Origin of the sequence: Stenotrophomonas sp. HMSC10F07 (assembly GCF_001807895.1) — a bacterium.
Taxonomy (GTDB): domain Bacteria; phylum Pseudomonadota; class Gammaproteobacteria; order Xanthomonadales; family Xanthomonadaceae; genus Stenotrophomonas; species Stenotrophomonas sepilia.
Genome location: NZ_KV791344.1, coordinates 69,722 through 87,800, shown reverse-complemented (window position 1 = coordinate 87,800; position 18,079 = coordinate 69,722). Strand labels below are relative to the sequence as shown.

The 18,079-nt window shown below is 67.2% G+C and carries 19 protein-coding genes; 13 read left to right on the top strand and 6 right to left on the bottom strand.

Translation table 11 applies throughout. From position 1 onward, the window contains the following. Nucleotides 1–14: 14 nt before the first annotated feature. A complete protein-coding gene (gene ccsA, locus HMPREF3114_RS05190; RefSeq protein ID WP_005415730.1) occupies nucleotides 15–809 on the bottom strand; it encodes a cytochrome C assembly family protein in 795 nt (264 codons plus the stop codon). A 122-nt stretch (nucleotides 810–931) separates the two neighbouring features. Between ccsA and ffh the strand changes: the two genes are divergently transcribed. The 10 genes from ffh to HMPREF3114_RS05140 all read left to right on the top strand — a co-directional run bounded on the left by ffh (nucleotide 932) and on the right by HMPREF3114_RS05140 (nucleotide 8,002). Further along, nucleotides 932–2,308, top strand: coding sequence for a signal recognition particle protein (ffh, locus tag HMPREF3114_RS05185; protein WP_005408591.1), 1,377 nt, complete (start codon nucleotides 932–934; stop codon nucleotides 2,306–2,308). Nucleotides 2,309–2,460: 152 nt separating this feature from the next. Continuing rightward, nucleotides 2,461–3,531: an NAD(P)H-dependent flavin oxidoreductase gene (locus HMPREF3114_RS05180; protein ID WP_070489277.1), complete on the top strand. Its 1,071-nt coding sequence runs from the start codon at nucleotides 2,461–2,463 to the stop codon at nucleotides 3,529–3,531. Beyond that, entirely contained in the window at nucleotides 3,528–4,340 is an 813-nt protein-coding gene (locus HMPREF3114_RS05175) for an aminotransferase class IV family protein (protein ID WP_070489275.1), read from the top strand. Before HMPREF3114_RS05180 ends, HMPREF3114_RS05175 begins: the two co-directional genes overlap by 4 nt. Before the next feature lie 99 nt (nucleotides 4,341–4,439). Next, nucleotides 4,440–4,700: a 30S ribosomal protein S16 gene (gene rpsP, locus HMPREF3114_RS05170; protein ID WP_005415733.1), complete on the top strand. Its 261-nt coding sequence runs from the start codon at nucleotides 4,440–4,442 to the stop codon at nucleotides 4,698–4,700. A 44-nt stretch (nucleotides 4,701–4,744) separates the two neighbouring features. Next, nucleotides 4,745–5,257: a ribosome maturation factor RimM gene (rimM, locus tag HMPREF3114_RS05165; protein WP_005415734.1), complete on the top strand. Its 513-nt coding sequence runs from the start codon at nucleotides 4,745–4,747 to the stop codon at nucleotides 5,255–5,257. Between the two features lie 8 nt (nucleotides 5,258–5,265). Then, nucleotides 5,266–6,024, top strand: a complete 759-nt coding sequence (gene trmD / locus HMPREF3114_RS05160) for a tRNA (guanosine(37)-N1)-methyltransferase TrmD (RefSeq protein ID WP_005415735.1) — start codon at nucleotides 5,266–5,268, stop codon at nucleotides 6,022–6,024. Nucleotides 6,025–6,178: 154 nt separating this feature from the next. Beyond that, nucleotides 6,179–6,580, top strand: coding sequence for a 50S ribosomal protein L19 (gene rplS, locus HMPREF3114_RS05155; RefSeq protein ID WP_005415736.1), 402 nt, complete (start codon nucleotides 6,179–6,181; stop codon nucleotides 6,578–6,580). Nucleotides 6,581–6,662: 82 nt separating this feature from the next. After that, the gene (locus HMPREF3114_RS05150; protein ID WP_070489273.1) at nucleotides 6,663–7,043 is read left to right on the top strand and encodes a DUF6404 family protein; all 381 of its coding nucleotides are present in this window, start codon (nucleotides 6,663–6,665) and stop codon (nucleotides 7,041–7,043) included. Between the two features lie 78 nt (nucleotides 7,044–7,121). Beyond that, a complete protein-coding gene (locus HMPREF3114_RS05145) occupies nucleotides 7,122–7,556 on the top strand; it encodes a DUF1801 domain-containing protein (protein WP_070489271.1) in 435 nt (144 codons plus the stop codon). Nucleotides 7,557–7,594: 38 nt separating this feature from the next. Next, the gene (locus tag HMPREF3114_RS05140; protein ID WP_070489269.1) at nucleotides 7,595–8,002 is read left to right on the top strand and encodes a DUF1801 domain-containing protein; all 408 of its coding nucleotides are present in this window, start codon (nucleotides 7,595–7,597) and stop codon (nucleotides 8,000–8,002) included. A gap of 82 nt (nucleotides 8,003–8,084) precedes the next feature. On the opposite strand, the gene HMPREF3114_RS05135 is transcribed toward HMPREF3114_RS05140, so the two are convergent. After that, nucleotides 8,085–9,545: an MATE family efflux transporter gene (locus HMPREF3114_RS05135; protein ID WP_070489267.1), complete on the bottom strand. Its 1,461-nt coding sequence runs from the start codon at nucleotides 9,543–9,545 to the stop codon at nucleotides 8,085–8,087. A gap of 62 nt (nucleotides 9,546–9,607) precedes the next feature. Here HMPREF3114_RS05135 and HMPREF3114_RS05130 point away from each other — a divergent pair, with 62 nt between their 5' ends. Both HMPREF3114_RS05130 and HMPREF3114_RS05125 read left to right on the top strand, forming a co-directional pair. Next, on the top strand, nucleotides 9,608–9,847 hold the full coding sequence (locus tag HMPREF3114_RS05130) for a hypothetical protein (protein WP_005415741.1): 240 nt from the start codon (nucleotides 9,608–9,610) through the stop codon (nucleotides 9,845–9,847). A 9-nt stretch (nucleotides 9,848–9,856) separates the two neighbouring features. After that, the gene (locus HMPREF3114_RS05125; protein ID WP_005415742.1) at nucleotides 9,857–10,264 is read left to right on the top strand and encodes an RNA-binding S4 domain-containing protein; all 408 of its coding nucleotides are present in this window, start codon (nucleotides 9,857–9,859) and stop codon (nucleotides 10,262–10,264) included. A gap of 38 nt (nucleotides 10,265–10,302) precedes the next feature. Here HMPREF3114_RS05125 and HMPREF3114_RS05120 read toward each other — a convergent pair whose 3' ends face one another. From HMPREF3114_RS05120 to HMPREF3114_RS05105, 4 genes are all read right to left on the bottom strand, one after another. Beyond that, nucleotides 10,303–10,905, bottom strand: a complete 603-nt coding sequence (locus HMPREF3114_RS05120) for a DUF937 domain-containing protein (protein WP_053498137.1) — start codon at nucleotides 10,903–10,905, stop codon at nucleotides 10,303–10,305. Nucleotides 10,906–11,014: 109 nt separating this feature from the next. Continuing rightward, nucleotides 11,015–12,526 carry a catalase gene (locus HMPREF3114_RS05115; protein WP_187143565.1) on the bottom strand — a complete coding sequence of 504 codons (1,512 nt, stop codon included), beginning with the start codon at nucleotides 12,524–12,526 and terminating at the stop codon, nucleotides 11,015–11,017. Nucleotides 12,527–12,847: 321 nt separating this feature from the next. Beyond that, on the bottom strand, nucleotides 12,848–15,439 hold the full coding sequence (mutS, locus tag HMPREF3114_RS05110) for a DNA mismatch repair protein MutS (RefSeq protein ID WP_005415745.1): 2,592 nt from the start codon (nucleotides 15,437–15,439) through the stop codon (nucleotides 12,848–12,850). A gap of 133 nt (nucleotides 15,440–15,572) precedes the next feature. After that, a complete protein-coding gene (locus HMPREF3114_RS05105; protein ID WP_053498144.1) occupies nucleotides 15,573–15,965 on the bottom strand; it encodes a barstar family protein in 393 nt (130 codons plus the stop codon). 356 nt (nucleotides 15,966–16,321) lie between these two features. On the opposite strand from HMPREF3114_RS05105, the gene HMPREF3114_RS05100 reads away from it, so the two are divergent. Next, nucleotides 16,322–18,076: a ShlB/FhaC/HecB family hemolysin secretion/activation protein gene (locus tag HMPREF3114_RS05100; RefSeq protein WP_070489264.1), complete on the top strand. Its 1,755-nt coding sequence runs from the start codon at nucleotides 16,322–16,324 to the stop codon at nucleotides 18,074–18,076. Nucleotides 18,077–18,079 lie beyond the last annotated feature (3 nt).

The window sequence follows — 18,079 nt, the reverse complement described above, 5'->3', positions numbered from 1 at the left end:
GGTCGGCACACCGCCTATCGCGAATGCCCGAACACCAGTTCGATCACGAACTGGCTGCCGAAGAAGGCCAGCAGCAGCAACAGCATCGCCGCCAGCGTCCAGTGCACCGCCTTCATGCCGCGCCAGCCGTAGCGCCGGCGGCCGATCAGCAGCACGCCGAACACGATCCACGACAGCACGCTCAGCACGGTCTTGTGCACCAGCTTCTGCGCCAGCAGGTCGTCGACGAACAGCACCCCGGTGACCAGGGTGAGGGTCAGCAGCGCGAAGCCGACGGTGATCACCCGGAACAGCAGTGATTCCAGGTCGGCCAGCGGCGGTAGCGCGCGCAGCCAAGGCCGGAACTCGCGGCGGCGCAGTGCGCGTTCCTGCAGCCACAGCATGATCGCCAGCAGCGCGGCGATGCTCAGCGTGGCGTAGGCCAGCAGGGCCAGCCAGGCGTGGCTGGCCAGGCGCCAGCCCAGCACCTTGCTCGGTTCGTGGCCGTAACCGTGGTAGGCCAGCAGCAGCACGGCGGCCAGCGGGAACACCACCACGCCCAGCGCCGACATCCGCCCGCGCGCGCCGACCAGCGAAGTCAGCCAGGCCATGCCCAGGCCGACCAGCGACAGTGCGGCGAAGAAGTGCATGTCCGGCCCGCCGTTGGTGCGCATCGCCACCATCACGTGGTAGCCGCCGTGCAGCAGCATGGCGGGCAGGGCCGGCCATAGCCAGATGGGGGAGCCGGTCGTCTCATCGCGGCCAAGCGCGCGCACCAGCAGGGCACTGGCAGCCAGGTAGAGCAGGACGGCGATGAGAACGATTGTCATCGTTGCAGTTTCGCATACCCCCGTGATGCTGGCGACGGCCCCGTGGCCGCAGTCCGGGGAGACAGCCAGACCCGTTATACTGTCTGCCTTATTGTCCCCCGCTTTCAGACAGGTTGCGCCGCATGTTCGAGTCCCTGACCCAGCGCCTTTCCGGCACCATCGAGCGCCTGCGTGGCCGCGGCCGCCTGACCGAGGAGAACATCCGCGAGGCGACCCGCGAAGTGCGCATCGCGCTGCTCGAAGCCGACGTTGCGCTGCCGGTGGTGCAGGCCCTGATCGAGCGCATCAAGGTGCGCGCGGTTGGCCAGGAAGTGCTGAAGTCGCTGACCCCGGGCCAGGCGCTGATCAAGGTCGTGCGCGACGAGCTGACTGCGGTGATGGGCGCTGAAGCCAGCGACCTGAACCTCAATGTGCCCGCTCCGGCCATCATCCTGATGGCGGGCCTGCAGGGCGCCGGCAAGACCACCACCGTGGGCAAGCTGGCCAAGCACCTGAAGGAAAAGCGCAAGAAGAAGGTGATGGTGGTCTCGGCCGACGTCTACCGTCCGGCCGCGATCGAGCAGCTGAAAACCCTGGCCGAGCAGGTGGGCGTGCTGTTCTTCCCGTCCAGCGCCGACCAGAAGCCGGAAGCCATCGTCCGCGCCGCCATCGACGATGCACGCAAGTCGTTCGTCGACGTGCTGCTGGTCGATACCGCCGGCCGCCTGGCCATCGACGAAGCGATGATGGCCGAGATCAAGGCCCTGCACGCTGCGGTGAATCCGGCCGAAACGCTGTTCGTGGTCGACGCCATGACCGGCCAGGACGCGGCCAATACCGCCAAGGCCTTCGGCGATGCCCTGCCGCTGACCGGCGTGGTGCTGACCAAGACCGACGGTGACGCCCGCGGCGGCGCCGCGCTGAGCGTGCGCTACATCACCGGCAAGCCGATCAAGTTCGTCGGTGTCAGTGAAAAGCCGGAAGGCCTGGACGTGTTCCACCCGGACCGTATCGCCAGCCGCATCCTCGACATGGGCGACGTGCTGTCGCTGGTCGAGCAGGTCGAGCAGCAGGTCGACAAGGACAAGGCCGCCAAGCTGGCCGAGAAGGTCGCCAAGGGCAAGAAATTCGACCTGAACGACATGCGTGACCAGCTCGAGCAGATGCAGAACATGGGCGGCATCGGCGGCCTGATGGACAAGCTGCCGGGCCTGGGCAACATCCCCGACCATCTGAAGCAGCAGGTCAGCCAGGGCAAGGAAGTGCCGCGCATGATCGCCATCATCAGCTCGATGACCAAGAAGGAACGGCGCAATCCGAACCTGCTCAACGGCTCGCGCCGCGCGCGCATCGCCAAGGGCTCGGGCGTGACGCCGGCCGACGTCAACAAGCTGATGAAGCAGTACATGCAGATGGAAAAGATGATGAGCAAGATGGCCGGCGGTGGCATGAAGGGCATGTTGCGCAGCATGAAGGGCATGATGGGCGCCATGGGCGGCCGTGGCATGCCGTTCCGTTGATGACGGCCCCGTCCGCAATCTGATGTAGCGCCCGGGCCCACGCTCGGGCGGCGCCGCGAAGGCGGCGCAACGGGCCGCCGGGCAAGCTCGACGCCAGCCCCGTCCAGCGCGCACCATGGGGGCCTGTCCGAAACGATAGGCTTCCCACGCAGATGTCCGCTGTCACTTCCCGCGCCGAGGCGTTCTGCCGGCGCTTTGGCGTTTCCGTTCCGATCCTGCTGGCACCGATGGCTGGTGCCTGCCCGGTACCGTTGTCGGCTGCGCTGGCCAACGCCGGCAGCATGGGCGCAATGGGCGCGGTGCTGTCGTCGTCGGCCGATATCGGTCGCTGGATGGATGACTTCCGCGCAGCCTCCAGCGGTCCGGCGCAGGTGAACCTGTGGGTGCCGGACCCTGTACCGGCCCGTGACGTTGCCGCCGAGGCCGCCAGCCGCGCCTTCCTGGCGCAATGGGGCCCGGAGGTGCCGGCCAGCGCCGCCGAGGCCACGCCGGCCGACTTCGAGGAACAGTTTGCCGCACTGCTGGCGGCGCGTCCTGCGGTGGCCTCGACCATCATGGGCGTGCTGTTGCCGCGCCACGTGCAGCAGTTGAAGGATGCAGGCATTGCCTGGATCGCGTGCGCGACCACCTTGTCCGAGGCGCGCGCGGCACAGGACGCCGGTGCCGATGCGGTGGTGGCGCAGGGCGCGGAGGCCGGCGGCCATCGTGGTTCCTTCGATCCGGCGATGGCCGAGCGCCAGCTGGTCGGCCTGTTCGCGCTGCTGCCGCGCCTGGCCGATCACCTGCAGATTCCGGTGATTGCCGCCGGCGGCATCGCCGATGGCCGTGGTATCGCTGCCGCACTCGCCTTGGGCGCCAGTGCGGTGCAGATCGGCACCGCCTTCCTGCGCACGCCGGAAGCGGCGATCGCTTCGGCGTGGGCCGATGGGCTGGCCGCCAGCGAACCGGAAGACACCTGGCCGACCCGCGCCTTCAGTGGTCGCCTGGGCCGTGGCCTGGCGACGCCCTATGTGCGCGCCGCTGCCACAGAAGGCGCCCCCGCGCCGCGTCCATACCCGGTGCAGCGCGGCCTGACCGCCCCGATGCGCAGGCAAGCGGCACAGGAAAATCGTCTGGCGGCGATGCAGGCCTGGGCCGGGCAGTCAGCATGGATGGCGCCGGCACAGCCGGCCGCCGACGTGCTGCGCGGCATGTGGGAACAGGCGCAGGCATTGCTGCGATGACGCTGACCTGCAACGGCCTGCCGGCACAGGTGGAAGACCTGCTGCCGGCGCTGGTGAACTATGGCCACTTCACTTCGCTGCAGGTGCGTGGTAGTGCAGTGCAGGGGCTAGGCCTGCATCTGGCGCGGCTGTCACAGGCTACGCGCGAACTGTTCGGCAGCGAACTGGACACGGTGCAGGTGCAGGCGTGGATGGCGCAGGCATTGCAGCAGTCAGGGCAGGCCGATGCCTCGCTGCGGGTGACCGTGTACTCGCGCCGTTTTGATTTCCGCAATCCGCTGGCGGCGGTGCCGGTGGACGTCCTGGTGGCGGTGTCCGCGCCGATGACGCTGACCGCCTCCAAGCGTGTGCGCAGCGTGGCCTGGCAGCGCGAGATGCCGCAGATCAAGCATGTGGGCACCTTCGGCCTGTTCGCCGAGCGTCGCGCGGCGATGGCGGAAGGATTCGACGATGCGCTGTTTGTCACCGCCGATGGCGACGTGAGTGAAGGCAGCACCTGGAACCTGGCCGTGCACGATGGTGAACGGCTGCTCTGGCCGCAGGCGCCGGCCCTGCGCGGGACTGCCGAGGCACTGCTGAAGCAGCATTGGCCGGGGCCTCAGGCCACTCAGCCGCTGCGGCTGGCCGATCTGGCCGGCGTGAAGGCGGCTTTTGCCTGCAACGCCAGCGGGTTGTGGGCGCTGGAGGCCATTGACGGGCATGCCCTGGCCGGCTCCCAGGCGCTGGCTGAACAGGGCAGGGCGGTGCTGGCGGCGGTGGCCTGGGACAAATTGGGGTCAGATCCCTTTTGCGCCGCAAAGGGGATCTGACCCCGGGAGTTCATCCCCGGGGTTGGCCCGGCCGCGATCTGCCGCTATAATCGCCCGCTTACCTCGCCATCCTGGCGACTGGGCAATAGGAAAAACACCATGGTCAAGATTCGACTGACCCGCGGCGGCGCCAAGAAGCGTCCGTTCTACCACATCATCGTCACCGACGTGCGCAGCGCGCGCGACGGCCGCAACATCGAGCGCGTTGGCTTCTACAACCCGGTCGCCCAGGGCGCCGAGAAGCGCATCGAGCTGGACCTGGCCCGCGTTGACCATTGGGTCAAGAACGGCGCCCAGCCGACCGACAAGGTCCGCAACCTGATCAAGGAAGCGACCAAGTCCCAGGCCGCTGCGGCCTGATCCTGACGGGCCACGCTTCGGCGTGGCCCTCTTGGTTGAAGCAGATGAAAGATATCGAGCGCCGCATCCTGCTGGGCAGGGTAGTCGGCGCTTTTGGTGTGCGCGGCGAGATCAAGCTCGAGTCCTGGACCGAGCCACGTTCCGCCATTTTCCGTTACCAGCCGTGGATCGTGCGCAGCCCGTCCGGCGTGGAAACCACGGTTGAAGGTGTGCGCGGCCGCGACAGCGGCAAGCACCTGGTCGCCCGTTTCCCGGGCGTCGAGGACCGCGACGTGGTCGAAGCGATGCGCGGCACCGAAATCTACGTGGCCCGCAGTGCATTGCCGCCACCGAAGCCCGATGAGTATTACTGGGTGGACCTGGAAGGCCTGGATGTGAAGACCACCGAGGGCGTCGCCCTGGGCCAGGTCTCGCACCTGTTCAGCACCGGCGCCAATGACGTGGTTGTGGTCCGGGGTGACCGCGAGCGGATGATTCCGTTCGTGCAGCCCGACTTCGTCAAATCGGTCGATTTCGAGGCCAACCTGATCGTGGTCGACTGGGATCCCGAGTTCTGAGTGTGAGCATGCGTTTCGACGTCATCACCCTGTTTCCCGAGTTCCTCGCCCAGTCCGCTGGGTTGGGCGTGGTCGGGCGTGCACAGGAGAAGGGGCTGTTCAGCCTGCATGGCTGGAATCCCCGTGATTACGCCGAAGGCAACTACCGCCGCGTGGACGACCGTCCGTTCGGCGGCGGTCCGGGCATGGTGATGCTGATCGAGCCGCTGCAGGCCTGCCTGCAGGCGATCCGAGAGGCCGATCCCACCCCGGCGCGGGTGATCTACCTCAGTCCGCAGGGCGCGCCGTTGACCCAGGCCAAGGTGCGGGAACTGGCGGCGCTGCCGCGCATGGTCCTGCTCTGTGGCCGCTACGAGGGCATCGACGAGCGTTTCCTGGAGGCCAATGTCGACGAGGAAATCTCCCTCGGCGACTACGTGCTGTCCGGGGGCGAGCTGGGCGCGGCGGTGATCATCGACGCCGTGGCCCGCCTGCAGGACGGTGCCCTGAACGATGCGGAGTCGGCGGCGCAGGACAGCTTCGAGGGCGACCTCGGCCTGCTCGACTGCCCGCATTACAGCCAGCCGGCCCAGCACCCGCTGGGGGACGTGCCGGAGGTGCTGCGCTCGGGCAACCACGCGGCCATCGCCGCCTGGCGCCGCCAGCAGTCGCTGCTCCGGACCGCCCAGCGGCGCCCGGACCTGCTGGATGAACAGGCACTGGGCAAGGCCGACCGCAAACTGCTGGAGCAGGGCCGCCAGGCCCGGAACCAGAAGGCCAGCCCCTAGCGCAGGGCTGGCTTTATCGGCTATCATGGCCAATTCCCGCCAGCCCCGGTTGGCGCGCGCAGTACCCAAAACAAACGTGCAGCACAGTCCGGTGACTGCATGAGCCCACGTTGTCGATACGACACGCCCACCCGAACAAGAATCGGTGTAACCCATGAGCAAGCTGAACAAGTCCATCGTCGCGGAATTCGAATCCGCCCAGATCACCCGCGAACTGCCGAAGTTCAGCCAGGGCGACACCGTTGTCGTCAATGTGAAGGTGAAGGAAGGCAGCCGCGAGCGCGTGCAGGCCTACGAAGGCGTCGTCATCGCCACCAAGAATGCCGGCCTGAACTCCTCGTTCACCGTCCGCAAGATCTCGCACGGCTACGGCGTCGAGCGCGTTTTCCAGACCCACAGCGCCATCATCGACTCGGTCGAAGTGAAGCGTCGTGGTAAGGTCCGCGCCGGCAAGCTGTACTACCTGCGTGGCCTGGAAGGCAAGGCTGCCCGCATCAAGGAAGACCTGGCTGCCGCTGCTGCCGCCAAGGCTGCCCGTCTGGCCGACAAGGCCTGATAAACAACTTCGGTTGTTGCCGCGACGGCCACCTTCGGGTGGCCGTTTGCGTTTCCGGCATCGCATCGGCCACGATCAGCTGATGAGCGACATCAACCCGCGCTATCCCGCCGTGATCCAGTCGGCACTGCGCTTTCTCGACGGCAAGGGGCTGGCGCGCGTGCAGTCGGCGCCGCTGCTGCACCGCCTGCTATGGCGCCTGGGCATTGCCCTGCCGCCACCGATCCTGGCCGGCTTCGGCACCAATGCGCTGGTGCAGGGCCTGCTGTTCGGGGTGTTCTGGACCGCGCTGATGTGGCTGATGCTGTGGCAGGGCAGCGAGCGCCCGCTGGCGCTGTTGCTGGTGGCCGGCCTGTCGGCTGGCGTGCTGTTCGGTATCGTGATGGCAGCGCTGATGCGCTCGCTGCGCCGCCACCGCAAGCTGCCGGACTGGCGCCGGTTCCGCGCACGGCAGGCGGGCTGAGCCGATGGCGCACTGCGCCGTGACCACCGGGCGGGCCCGCGCTAGGCTGCAGCTTCATCCCGATGGACGTAGCGTGCGATGCCTGCCAAGCGAACCGCACCTTCCACTGCGCCCACGCTGCTGTCCGGTGGCAACCCGCAGATCGCCAAGGGCGAGGGCGATGCGCCGGTGCAGGCATACATCGCCGCCATGCCGGACTGGAAACGTCCGATCGGCGCGCGACTGGATGCATTGATCGAGCAGGCCGTACCTGGGGTGCACAAGGCGGTGAAGTGGAACTCGCCGATGTATGCGGTTGCGCCGGGCGAAGGGTGGTTTCTCGGCTTCCATTGCTTCACCCGCTACATCAAGGTGGCGTTCTTCCGTGGCGCGGCACTGGCGCCAGTGCCGCCCGAGCCGTCCAGGAGCGCCGATACGCGTTACCTGCACATCCCGCAGGACGGCCTGCTGGATGAGGCACAGTTCCTCGACTGGGTGCGCCAGGCCGCCGCGTTGCCCGGCGAGCGCATGTAACCCCGACCTTCTCATTCCTTTCCCGACGAGAGCTCCTGATGGCCACGCATGCCCCCAACCCGGCCGATGCCGGAACACCGGCCACCGAGTTGATCGATGCACGCATCGCCGAGTTGGCAGATTGGCGCGGTGAAACACTGGCACGCGTGCGTGCGTTGATCCATGAAGCGCTGCCCGACGTGCAGGAAACCCGGAAATGGCGGGGTACACCGGTGTGGGAGCACAACGGCATCCTGTGCACCGGCGAGACCTACAAGCAGGCAGTGAAGCTGACCTTCGCCAACGGTGCGGCGCTGGCCGATCCAAAGGGGCTGTTCAACGCAAGCCTGGACGGCAACACGCGGCGTGCGATCGACATCCATGAAGGCGCGATGCCGGATGCCGCTGCGTTCAAGGCGCTGCTGCGCGCGGCGGCGACGTTCAACGCGGCGAAGAAGAAGCGCTGACCGTCTTCTGTAGAGCCGAGCCCATGCTCGGCTGACAGGCCTGTGCGGACCAACGGTCCGCACCCACCTCAACGTGGCGGCACTACCGCTCCAGTGCCGCATCCGGGTCGGCCACCGGCGACGGTGGGCAGGCGGGAATCTCAGAGGGCGTGGCCAGTTCTTCGGCATGCGAGGGCTTGCCCATCATCTTCGCCTTGCGCCAGCCACCCCAGCGGTAATACGCCAGCGACAGCAGCATCGACACCAGCGAGCTGACCGGGAAGCTCCACCAGATCGCATCGGCGCCCCAGTACGGCTGCAGCAGTTCGGCGAACGGCACGCGCACGCCCCACAGCGAGCCGGCCAGGATCAGCAGCGGCGGAATCACCGCGCCGGTGGAGCGCACCACGCCGGAGATCACGAAGCTGACGCCGAAGAACAGGAACGAGCCGATCACTACGTGGTTGAGGTGGCGCGCGATCTCCAGCGCCTGGCTGGCCGGTGGCAGGAACAGCGCCAGCAGCTGGCGATCGAACACCACCAGCGGCAGGATCAACGCGCCGGTCAGCAGGAAGTTGAACAGCACGCCTTGGCGCGCGGTGCCGCGCACGCGGTCCCAGCGCTGCGCCCCCACGTTCTGTGCGGCCATCGAAGAGCACGCTGCACCGATCGCCATCGCTGGCATCTGCAGGTAGTTCCACAGTTGCAGGGCAGCGCCGTAGCCCGCGCCGGTGTCGGTCCCGTACTGGTTGACCATGGTCATCAGCAGGATCACCGACAGCGAGATCAGCACCATCTGCAGGCCCATCGGCACGCCCTTGACCACCAGCGCCTTGAGGATGGTCATGTCGAGCTTGAACAGGCGCATGTCGGCGCGGCCCAGCCACAGGGTGTGGCGCTTGTGCCGCATGTACAGCAGCAGGCCGGCCAGCGACAGCGTCTGCGCGACCAGCGTGGCCCACGCCGAGCCGGCGATACCCAGCGCAGGGAACGGCCCCACGCCGAAGATCAGTACCGGGTTCAGCACGATGTCCAGCGCCACCGACACCATCAGGAAACGGAATGGCGTGCGCGAATCACCGGCACCGCGCAGCGCGGCGGTGAGGAAGGCGAACGCGTACAGCGTCGGCATCGCCAGGAAGATGATCTGCAGGTAGGCCTCCGCCAATGGCAGCGAAGCAGCCGGCGTGCCCATCGCCGCCAGCAGCGGATGGGCCATGAACCAGCCGGCGAGGGCGATGATCACCGACAGGCCGATGAAGAAGGTGGCGCTGGTGCCGACCACGCGCCGCGCCTGCGCGATGTCGCGCGCGCCGATCGCCTGGCCGATCAGGATGGTGGAGGCCATGCCGAAACCGAACACCGAGCCGATCAGGAAGAACATGATGTTGTTGGCGTTCGCGGTGGCGGTCAGTGCCGCCTCGCCGAGGAAGCGCCCGACCCAGACCGCGTTTACCGAGCCGTTCAGCGACTGCGCGATGTTGCCCGCCAGGATCGGCAGGGAGAACAACAGGAGATTGCGCCCGATCGGGCCGGAGGTCAGGTCAAGCGGTGCCTTGGCCATGGAGTGGTGATCGAATCCCGGGAGGCGCACACTAGCACCAAGCCGGTTTGCGGGATGTGGCAATGCATCAACGACTGCAGGTGGAGCGGAGGCTGGCGCTGGCCTTGATCAGCGTCGGATTGGCCGCATGTTCGATGGACGACCGGCTGGGTGATACCCAGATCCGGCCAACCGACCGTCCCGAGTGTCTGGTCGGCAGCCAGCGCCAGGACCTGGCCTCAGGAGTGCGGCCACTGATCGGCGGCACCGGCTGCCGGGCCGACCCGGACAACCCGCGTCCCCTCAACAAGCCACTGGAGTAGCCTGCCCCCATGCCCGAGCTTTCCCCGCTGTCACCCAGTGTCCGCCTGGACATCTGGTTGTGGGCGGCCCGTTTCTTCAAGACCCGCAGCCTGGCCAAGCAGGCGATCGAGACCGGCAAGGTCAGCGTTGCCGGGCAGCGTCCGAAATCCTCACGCGCGGTGCGCGTGGGCGAGCAGCTTCAGGTCGACCGTGGTGAAGAGCATTTCGAGGTCCAGGTGCTCGGCCTGAGCGATCAGCGCGGGCCCGCAGCGACAGCGCAGCAGCTGTATGCCGAGAGCGAGGCCTCCAAGGCGCGTCGTGCCGAACAGCGTGCGCTGCGCATCGCCGCGCGCGATGGGTTCCAGCCGCCGGAGCACAAGCCGGACAAGCGCGCGCGCCGGTTGATCCGCGCGCTGGGCGATATTGACGCGCTGTAAATGATGCGGCGCCGGACCAGGTCCGGCGCCCGCAGGCGTCAGCGCTTGCCGCCGAGCAGGCTGCCGCCGATCTTCAGCAGATCGCCCACACCGAGCTGGCCGTCACCGTCCTGGTCCAGCAGGCTGCCGAGCAGGCCACCGGCAGGACCACCCTGTTGCTGCACGTGCTGCTTTTCCTGGCCAAGCGCCTGGCTGAGCGAGCCGGCATCGGCCTGGCCGCCACCGAGACGCTGGGCGAGGAAGGCCATCACGATCGGTGCGAGGATCTGCAGCAACTGGCTGGTGCGGCCGCTGTCCAGCTGGGTAGCCTGCGCCAGCCCGCTTTCGACCTTCTGCTGGCTGCCGCCGAAGATGTGGCCGAGGATGCCGGCGCCATCGCTGGCGGCACCACCGCCACCGCCGCCCAGTACCGAGCCGAGCACGCTGCCCAGGTCCAGGCCGCTGTGGTTGTTCTGCAGTGCGCCGAGCAGCGCCTGTGCGCCCTGTGGCTGCGAGGCGTTGTTGCCCAGTGCGCCCATCAGCACCGGCAGTGCGGCGCTGATCGCACCGGAGGCCTGGGTATTGCTGATGCCGAGCTGCTGGGAGACCTGCTGCAGCGGCGCGCCCTGCAGTTTGGCGAGAAGTTCATCGGTCAGGCTCATCTGCGGATTCCTTGATTGGGGTGAGGCGTGCAGAAGGTACGACGCGGACCGTTAAAACGGCGACGCCGCCTCACGGGGGAGGCGGCGTGCCGTACACGGGGCAGGGCGATCAGAGCTCGATGTCTTCCGCGCCCGGGGTCGCGGCAGGGAAGTCCGCTTCCGGTTGCGCCGGCTTGAACGGATCCGATGGCTGGCTGGCCAGCGCCTTGAGGGCTGCGGCGACGCCGGCACCGTAGGCCGGGTCGGCCTTGCTGCAGTTGTCGATGTGGCGCTGCTTGATGAAGTCCGGTGCATCACCCAGGGCGCGGGCGGTGTTGGCGAACAGGCGGTCCTTCTGTGCCTGGTTGTAGCTGCGGAACAGCGCACCGGGCTGGCTGAAGTAGTCGGCGTCGTCCTCACGGAAGTTCCAGAAGTCGGCGTCGCCGCGGATCTTCATCGGCGGTTCGCGGTACTGCGGCTGTTCCTGCCACTGGCCATAGCTGTTCGGTTCGTAATGCGGCAGGCCGCCGTAGTTGCCATCCACGCGCATTGCACCATCGCGGTGATTGCTGTGCACCGGGCAGCGTGCGGCGTTCACCGGAATCTGGTGGTGGTTCACGCCCAGCCGGTAGCGCTGCGCATCGGAATAGGCGAACAGGCGTGCCTGCAGCATCTTGTCCGGCGACGGGCCGATGCCCGGCACCAGGTTGCTCGGTGCGAACGCCGACTGCTCCACGTCCTGGTACCAGTTGACCGGGTTGCGGTTCAGTTCGAACTGGCCCACTTCGATCAGCGGGTAGTCGCTCTTCGGCCATACCTTGGTCAGGTCGAACGGATGGATGCGGTAGGTTTCCGCCTCCAGCTCCGGCATGACCTGGATGAACAGCTTCCACTTCGGGAAGTCGCCCTTCTCGATCGCGTCGAACAGGTCGCGGCCGTGGCTTTCGCGGTCATGGCCGACCAGGATCTGCGCCTGCGCGTCGGTCAGCGATTCGATGCCCTGCTGGCTGACAAAGTGGAACTTGACCCAGAAGCGCTCGCTGTCGGCGTTGGTGAAGCTGTAGGTGTGCGAGCCGAAACCATGCATGTGGCGGAAGCTGCGCGGAATGCCGCGGTCGCTCATCACCACGGTCACTTGCAGCAGGGCTTCGGGCAGCAGCGTCCAGAAGTCCCAGTTGTTGCGCGCGCTGCGCAGGTTGGTGTGCGGGTCGCGCTTGACCGCTTTGTTGAGGTCGGCGAACTTGCGCGGGTCGCGCAGGAAGAACACCGGCGTGTTGTTGCCGACCAGGTCCCAGTTGCCTTCTTCGGTGTAGAACTTCAGTGCGAAGCCGCGGATGTCACGCTCGGCGTCGGCGGCACCACGCTCGCCGGCCACCGTGGTGAAGCGCGCGAACATCTCGGTCTGCTTGCCCACCTTCTCGAACAGTTTGGCGCGGGTGTACTTGCTGATGTCGTGGGTGACGGTGAAGGTACCGAACGCACCCGATCCCTTGGCATGCATGCGGCGCTCGGGAATGATCTCGCGGTTGAGGTTGGCCAGCTTTTCCAGCAGCCACACGTCTTCCATCAGCAGCGGGCCGCGCGGGCCAGCGGTCTTGCTGTTCTGGTTGTCCACCACCGGTGCGCCGAAGGTCGTGGTCATCGGCGTGACCGGATCGTCGCCGTGCTTCTGCTTCGGCGTCGTGCTCAGCTCACGCTGCTGCTGGGCGCCTTCTGCCGGCGACGGAGCGGTGTGATACGGGCACTTGGGACTGTTGTTATCGGACTGGCTCATGGCTGGCTCCTGCGGGTGAAGACGGGGTGGAACATCTTCACTCGACTTTAGCTAGGGCCAGATGAAATGAATAATCGAATGATCCGTTCAGATTGATAGATTCTGTCAATTGAAACGCAGAATCGGATTTGCAGAGACTTTCAAGAGGCCTCCTGCATGGCAGCCGGAGGCCGTCTCTATGCGTTGCAGTTACAGCAGCGCTTTCAACCGGTACAGGGCTTCCAGCGCCTGCTTGGGCGTCAGTTCGTCCGGGTCGATCGCCGCCAGCGCTTCCTGCGCCTTGCTGGCCGGGGCGCTGAACAGGCCGAACTGCTGCGGCGCATCCAATGCCTGCGGCGCCAGCTCGGCGGCATGGCTTTCACCGCCGCGCTGCTCCAGCTCGGCCAGGCGCCGCCGTGCCTGCGCCACGGTAGTGCGCGGCAGGCCGGCCAGTGCGGCCACCTGCAGGCCGAAGCTGCGGTTGGCCGGACCGTCCTTCACCGCGTGCATGAACACCAGCGCTTCACCGTGCTCGACGGCATCCAGGTGCACGTTGGCAATGCCGCTGCGGCCGCCCTCGTGTTGTTCGTCGGCCAGCGCGGTCAGCTCGAAGTAGTGGGTCGCGAACAGCGTATAGCAGCGGTTCTGGTAGGCCAGGTGACGTGCGACCGCATCGGCCAGCGCCAGGCCGTCGTAGGTGGAGGTGCCGCGGCCGATCTCGTCCATCAGCACCAGCGAATGGGCGGTGGCGTGATGCAGGATGTAGCTGGTCTCGGCCATCTCGACCATGAAGGTCGACTGCCCGCGGGCGAGGTCGTCACCGGCGCCGATGCGGGTCAGGATGCGGTCGATCGGACCGATAACCGCACGGCTGGCCGGCACGAAGCTGCCGATGTGGGCCAGCAGCACGATCAGCGCGTTCTGCCGCATGTAGGTCGATTTACCGCCCATGTTCGGGCCGGTGATGACCAGCATGCGACGGTCGGGATGCAGGTCCAGGTCGTTCGGTTCGAACGGCTGCTCACGCACCGCTTCGACCACCGGATGGCGGCCACGCTCGATCTTCAGGCACGGTGCCGTTTCCAGTTCCGGCCGCGACCAGTCCAGCGCCTGCGCGCGCTCGGCGAAGGCGGCCAGCACGTCCAGTTCGCTCAGCGCAGCGGCGCACTGCTTCAACGGTTCCAGCTGTTCGCCGAGGGTGTCCAGCAGCTGCTCGTACAGGTATTTCTCGCGCGACAACGAACGGTCCCGCGCGGACAGCACCTTGTCTTCGAACGCCTTCAGTTCTTCGGTGATGTAGCGCTCGGCATTGGTCAGCGTCTGGCGGCGGGTGTAGTGCACCGGCGCACGGTCGGACTGGCCCTTGCTGATCTCGATGTAGTAGCCGTGCACGCGGTTGTAGCCCACCTTCAGGGTGGGAATGCCGCTGCTTTCGCGTTCGCGCTGTTCCAGATCGACCAGGAACTGGTCAGCATGGGTGGACAGGCGGCGCAGCTCGTCCAGCTCTTCATCGAAGCCGTCGGCCAGCACGCCGCCGTCGCTCAGCTTCAGTGGCGGCATTTCGGCAATGGCGCTGGCCAGCAGCTGCGCGCACGCGTCATGCTCGCCCAGCGCGGCGTGCAGGGCCTGCAGGCGCGGCGAGTCCAGTGGCGCCAGCACCTCGCGCACGGCGGGCAGCAGCCCCAGGCCATCACGCAGGGTGGAAAAATCGCGCGGGCGCGCCGAGCGCAGCGCGACGCGGGTGAGGATGCGTTCCAGGTCGCCCAGGCGGCGGAACTGTTCGCGGATGTCGGCGTCGCTGCCGCGATCGATCAGGGTTTCCACCGCATGGTGGCGCTGCACCAGCACCTCGCGCAGGCGCAGCGGGCGGTGCAGCCAGCGCCGCAGCAGGCGGCCGCCCATCGGCGTCACCGTGCTGTCGAGCACGCCCAGCAGGGTATTGCGGGTATCGCCGTCGACGCGCGTATCCAGTTCCAGGTGGCGGCGGGTGGCGGCGTTCATCGCGATCGCCTCGCCAGCGGTTTCCATGGCGATCGAGGTCAGGTGCGGCAGCCGCTGCTTCTGGGTTTCCTCGACATAGCCGAGCAGGGCACCTGCGGCAGCGGTCGCACGTGGCTTGTCATCGATGCCGAAGCCGCTCAGGTCATGCAGCTTGAAGAAGTTCAGCAGCTGGCGGCGGCCACTGTCGGCATCGAACAACCAGGGGGCGCGGCGGCGCACGCCGGTGCGCTGGCGCAGGAATTCCGGCCAGTTTTCTTCGTCGGGCACCAGTAGCTCGGCCGGCTCCAGTCGGGCCAGTTCGGCTTCCAGCGCATCGTCGGTTTCCACTTCGTTGACCAGGAAGCGGCCACCGGCCAGGTCGGCCCAGGCCAGGCCGTAGCCCTGCTTCGTGCGCGACAGCGCCATCAGCAGGGTGTCACGGCGCTCGTCCAGCAGAGCTTCGTCGGTGACGGTTCCGGGGGTGACGATGCGCACCACCTTGCGTTCGACCAGGCCCTTGGCCAGCGCCGGGTCACCGATCTGCTCGCAGATCGCCACTGACTCGCCCAGCGCCACCAGCCGTGCCAGGTAGCCCTCGTAGGCATGCACCGGCACGCCGGCCATCGGAATCGGTGCGCCGCCGGAGCTGCCACGCTGGGTCAGGGTGATGTCGAGCAGGCGCGCGGCCTTGCGCGCATCGTCGTAGAACAGCTCGTAGAAGTCGCCCATGCGGAAGAACAGCAGCAGGTCCGGGTACTCGGACTTGGCTGCGAAGAATTGCTTCATCAGCGGGGTGTGTTCGGCGGACTTGTCTTTGGACATGGGACTCGTGGATCTGGGCATCCGGCCACGCCGGAGGGCGGCCGCAGCGGAGCGGGTACAGGGCCGTCCATGGTAACTGCTGGGGCGCAGGGCTGCCGCCACCGGTGGCAGGCCGGTACGGCACGTAAAGGAGTCAGGCCGGGACCAGCGTGATCTGCCGGTGGCTGGTGAAAATCTCCATGACGATCTCGAAGTAGGTCGGGCCTTCGCCCCGTTGCAGGGCCTGCAGCTGGTGGGCAATGGCCTGTGTGTTGAAGCTGCCCGGTGTGTCCAGCTTTGCCTGCAGCCATTGGCGGGTGGTCTCCATGCCCAGGGCCGTGCGGCTGTGGGCAATATCGCGCCAGATCAGCGTGGCCTGCGCCTGGCCGGCCAACGCGCCATAACTGCCATGCAGCAGGTCGTCCAGCGCATCCAGGCTTGGCCCGAGCTGCCACGCCTCGCCAGCCATGAACACGCGGTTGATCTCCGCGTACAGGCTGGCGATGTCATCGATGGCGGCGCCTTCAATCTGTAGGACGATGGTCATGCGCCGACTGTAGCGTGACCCGCGCGCAGGGTGTGTGCGGCTGAACGGATTCGCTTTGCGGGCGTGGGCCGTGCACCGCATACTTCGCGGCTGCACTTCGCTGCACGGCTGTCGTGCAGCCGCATGTGCCGCTTTGCAGGCACGAGGCGAACGCTCGTTCCGCAACCTGCCAACGCTTTGCCGCGAGCCCTTGCACCGGGCTGACGCGCGCCCTGCGGAAATTCATTCTTCAGAAACTCCCGCGCCGGCCGATCTGTACTGCGGCATTGCGCCTGTCGCGCGATGCCGTGGCTGTCCATGGTGGCACAGCCTCGGTTCACGTTCCTGCAGCACCGCGGCTGGCAGGACGATTTCGAATGGAACGTAGCGTGGAAACAGGGAAGAAGCACCCGGGGCCGAGGCTCCATCGTGGTTGGTCATTGATGCTCGCCGTTGCCGCATGGCCGGCGACCGCCCAGCAGGCCGGTGATCCCGCCGCGCAGGAACTGCTGCGGCAGCAGGAGCGCGAACGCGTGCTGCGCGAGCAGCAGGAACAACGCCCCGACGTCCGCCTGGAGCGGGACGCGCAGAAGGAGGGCGACCGCCTGCCGGCGCAGGAGCACCCGTGCGTACGCATCGATCGCATCGTGCTGGAAGGCGAAGACAGCCAGCGCTTCGGCTGGGCACTGGCGGCGGCCGACCCGACGGACGATCCGGCCACTGGCCGTTGCCTGGGAACCGAAGGCATCAACGTGGTGATGAAGCGTGTGCAGAACGCGATCATCGCCCGTGGCTATGTCACCACGCGCGTGCTGTCGGCACCGCAGGACCTCAACCAGGGCACGCTGGCGTTGTCGGTGGTGCCGGGCCGGTTCCGCGAGGCCGCGTTCTCCGATCCGCAGGGACGGCATCCGGCCCTCGCCAATGCACTACCGATCCGCAGTGGCGGCCTGCTCAACCTGCGTGACATCGAGCAGGGTCTGGAGAACCTGCAGCGCGTGCCCACCGTCAGCGCCGACATCAAGATCGCGCCGGCCGACGGCGAGGGCGCGGCGCCGGGCCAGAGCGACCTGCAGATCGACTGGAAGCAGCGTTCACCGGTACGCGCCAGCGTTACCCTGGACGATGCCGGAAGCCGCGGCACCGGCAAGCTGCAGGCCAACGCGACGCTGTCGCTGGACAATCCGCTGGGCCTGAACGAGCTGTTCTACGTCAGTGCGGGCCGTGGCGTGTTCAACGGCCGAGGCAAGGACACCAACAGCTGGACCGCGCACTACGACGTGCCCTACGGGTATTGGCTGTTCGGTGCCACCGCCAGCGCTTACGACTACAGCCAGAACGTGGTTGGTGCCTTTGAAAGCTATGACTACAGCGGCCGCAGCCAAAACGCCGAAGCGCGGGTGGACCGGCTGTTGCTGCGCAATGCCAAGGTCAAGTTCAGCGCCTACGCGCGCGGCTGGCAGCGAGAGTCGAAGAACTACATCGACGATACCGAGATCGAAGTACAGCGTCGCCGCACCGCGGGCTGGGAACTGGGCCTGACCCACAAGCAGTTCATCGGCACTGCCACGCTCGATGCCAGCGTGGCCTACCGGCGTGGCACGGGCGCCTTCCACGCACTGCGTTCGCCGGAAGAGATGGCGCAGTTGTGGGACCCGACGTTGCCGCTGGAAGGCACCTCGCGGATGAAGCTGATCACTGCCGACGCGCAGTTCAGCGTGCCGTTCCAGCTGGGCAGGCAGCGCCTGCGCTACACCGCCGCATGGCGGGCGCAGTGGAACCGCACGCCACTCTCGCCGCAGGACCGCTTCGCCATCGGTGGCCGCTATACCGTGCGCGGTTTCGACGGTGAAAGCTCGCTCAGCGGCGAGCGTGGCTGGTCGCTGCGCAACGATCTTTCGCTCGGTATCGGTGGCGGCCAGGAGTTCTACGTGGCTGCCGACTACGGCCGCATCGGCGGCCCATCCGCGCAGTGGCAGTCCGGCCATGACCTGGCCGGCATGGCACTGGGCCTGCGCGGCGGCTGGCAGCAGCTTTCCTGGGATGGCTTCGTGGGTTCGGCGCTGCGCAAACCCGCCCATTTCCCCACCGACTACACCACATTCGGCTTCAGCCTGGCCTGGCGCTACTGATCT